Origin of the sequence: Parvibaculum sp. (assembly GCF_040882025.1) — a bacterium.
GTDB lineage: Bacteria > Pseudomonadota > Alphaproteobacteria > Parvibaculales > Parvibaculaceae > Parvibaculum.
In genome coordinates, this window is record NZ_JBBECC010000145.1 from 1 (window position 1) to 2,864 (window position 2,864).

Here is a 2,864-nt window from a genome sequence, read left to right on the forward strand (position 1 = left end):
GTTCAAGGCGGATCTGCCCTATGCGGACGAGGCGCGCGCGGCGCAGGAAGCGGCCGTCGAAAATTGCCGCGCGGGCAACACCGAGGAGGGCGCCGACCAGTTGCGCGAGGCGCTGCGCACGCTGCTGGTCGAACCGGCAGCCTGAGCGCCGCCGCGGGACGGGACAATGCAAGGTCCGGGGGCGGCTGCCGGGCTGCCGTCCCCCCCCCCGCCGGGCGACAGGCCGACAGGCAAGGAGGAACATCATGCGCAAGACAGTCACCTTCCCGAAAGATGCCGCGCCTATCCCGGTGCTTGTCGCGGCGCTGGGCGCGGCGCTGATCGCCGCCGGTCTTCCGGTTTCGCCGGCCGCGCGCGCGCAGACGCCGGACCGCGACATGGGGGTCCTTTGCGACGAGCTCAACTACCGGTTCCAGTTCGATTTCAAGTACCGCAAGGACTTTCCCGACGCCAATGAAGCGCGGGCGCTGTATCGAAGCGGCGTCGAGAAATGCGAAAGCGGCGACGCGGCGGCGGGCGCGGCGGAGCTTGAGGAGGCGCTTGCGAAGATCGGGGTGGAACCCGACAGGCTTTGAGGCCCGGCCGCTCGCTGCTTGACAAGGCTTTTCAGAGGTCGGCATTGTGCCCTCCTATCGCAGGGTAGCCATGGCGAAGGCGGCAAGAGTTGAGCGAGCGGGCTTTGAGCGGCAAACAAACGGCGATCGACCGACGGAAAGTCTTCAGCCGGCTGCTGCAAGGCTGGTGGAAGGACCGCGTGCAGTTTTCGCGGAAGAAAATCCACCGCACCTGCCCCGTCTGCGGCTATCACGGGATTTTTCTCTCGGTGGGGCGGCCGTCGCGCTGGGATTCGCGCTGCCCAAATTGCGGCTCGCGCGAACGGCACCGGCTGATGCAGCTCTATCTCGACGAGCACAGCATCGACCTCGCGACGAAAAAGATCCTGCAATTCGGTCCGGAGAAGTGGCTGATGCGGGCGATGAAGGGGAACCCGGATTACGAGCCCGCCGACCTCTACGCGAAGATCGCGAAATTCCGGCTCGACATCACGGCCATCGACCGGCCGGACAATTTTTTCGACGTCGTAATCGCGAACCATGTCTTCGAGCATATCGACGACGACAAGGCGGCGATGCGCGAAATGTTCCGTGTGCTGAAGCCCGGCGGCTGCGGCTTCTTTTCGGTGCCGATCAACCTGTCGCGCGACGAGACCTACGAGAACCCGGCCATCACCGATCCGGACGAGCGCTTCGTGCATTTCGGCGGCACCGACCACAAGCGCTTCTACGCACGCGACTTCGCGGCGAAGCTCGAAGCGGCGGGTTTTACGGTCGAGACCTATCGGCGCAAGCCGGAGGAGGAAGCGAAGTGGGGGCTGTTGCGCGACGAGTGTATCTATATCGCGCGGAAGTGAGGGGTTTTCCGCTCAGCCTTTTGTTTGCAGCGGCAGCAGGCGCTTGAACAAGGGCCGGTATTCGGCGGCGGCCAACCCTTCCAGCGTGCAGGCTTCCGCGATATCGAACCAGCGGACTTCCGTATGCTCGTCGCCGAGCGGCTCGGGTTCGCCGCCCGCCCACTCGGTCACCGCGAAGAAATGATGCATCGCGTCGCCGTACAGGTCCGCATTCGGCTCGCGAAAACGTCCGATCGCCGTGAATCGCAGCGGCGTCACGCCAACCTCTTCCTTCGCCTCGCGAACCAGCGCCTGCTCGACCGTCTCGCCCGCCTCCACATGACCGCCGATCACGTCCCAGCAATTCGGATAAGCTTTCTTGTGCGGCGCGCGCCTGCCCAGAAGCACCTGGCCTCGCCTGAAAAAAAGCGCGCCGGCGGTCTGTTTCATTCTTTCGCCACAAGCGCCCGCAGCCGATAGAGAAGTTCCAGCGCTTCCTTCGGCGACAACTCGTCGGGGTTGAGTTTTTTCAGTTCCTCTTCGGCGACGCTTGTCTTCACCACGGGAGATGGTTTTGCCGTCGCGGAGAAGAGCGGCAGATCGTCGATCAGTCTGGCGGTCCTTGCCCCCTCACCGCTTTTTTCGAGCGCGGCGAGGACGGCTTGCGCGCGGGCGATGACGGGCGCTGGCAGGCCCGCCAGCTTTGCCACCTGGATGCCGTAGGAACGGTCGGCCGCACCCGGCCCCACCTCATGCAGGAAAACGACATCGCCCTGCCATTCGCGCACGCGCATGGTGGCGTTGGCGAGATGCGGCAGTTTTTCGGTGAGCGCCGTCAGTTCATGGTAATGCGTGGCGAAGAGCGCGCGCGAACGGTTGACCTCGTGCAGATGTTCGACGGCGGCCCAGGCGATCGACAGACCGTCATAAGTCGCGGTGCCGCGACCGATCTCGTCGAGAATGACCAGCGCGTGTTCGCCCGCCTGATTGAGGATCGCCGCCGTCTCGACCATTTCGACCATGAAGGTCGAGCGGCCGCGCGCCAGATCGTCGGCGGCGCCGACGCGGGAGAAGAGACGGTCGACAACGCCGATATGCGCCTCTTCCGCCGGCACGAAACTTCCCATCTGCGCCATCACCGCGATCAAGGCGTTCTGGCGCAGGAAGGTCGATTTGCCGGCCATGTTGGGGCCGGTCAAGAGCCATATGCTCTTTTGAAGTGGTGCCTCGCGGCGGGACGCCGCTCCTTGCTCGGCACTGTGTGGCGCGTCGCGGCGGGAGCTTGATTGAGTGCGGTCCGGTTCATCACCGGACCTGCGGGCTCCTTGCTCCATGCTTGAGCCATCCGCCGAGAGGTTGCAGTCATTGGGCACGAATTGTTCGCCGGTTCGCGCCAGCGCGGCTTCGACGACCGGGTGGCGGCCGCCTTTGATGTCGAAGGCGAGGCTTGCGTCGACGCGGGGGCGCGCATAGC

3 protein-coding genes and 1 pseudogene are annotated in these 2,864 nt (G+C 64.9%); 2 read left to right on the forward strand and 2 right to left on the reverse strand.

From position 1 onward, the window contains the following. The first annotated feature begins 245 nt into the window (after nucleotides 1-245). Both WEB61_RS10295 and WEB61_RS10300 read left to right on the forward strand, forming a co-directional pair. Nucleotides 246-575 carry a hypothetical protein gene (locus tag WEB61_RS10295; protein ID WP_368064251.1) on the forward strand — a complete coding sequence of 110 codons (330 nt, stop codon included), beginning with the start codon at nucleotides 246-248 and terminating at the stop codon, nucleotides 573-575. A 104-nt stretch (nucleotides 576-679) separates the two neighbouring features. Next, complete coding sequence (locus WEB61_RS10300; RefSeq protein WP_368064252.1) at nucleotides 680-1,411, forward strand: methyltransferase domain-containing protein; 732 nt, start codon at nucleotides 680-682, stop codon at nucleotides 1,409-1,411. Nucleotides 1,412-1,423: 12 nt separating this feature from the next. Here WEB61_RS10300 and WEB61_RS10305 read toward each other — a convergent pair whose 3' ends face one another. Together WEB61_RS10305 and WEB61_RS10310 are read right to left on the reverse strand one after the other, a co-directional pair. Beyond that, entirely contained in the window at nucleotides 1,424-1,840 is a 417-nt protein-coding gene (locus WEB61_RS10305) for an NUDIX hydrolase (protein ID WP_368064253.1), read from the reverse strand. Next, a pseudogene (locus WEB61_RS10310) lies at nucleotides 1,837-2,864 on the reverse strand (DNA mismatch repair protein MutS); the annotation flags it as partial. The pseudogene WEB61_RS10310 and the gene WEB61_RS10305, both read right to left, overlap by 4 nt.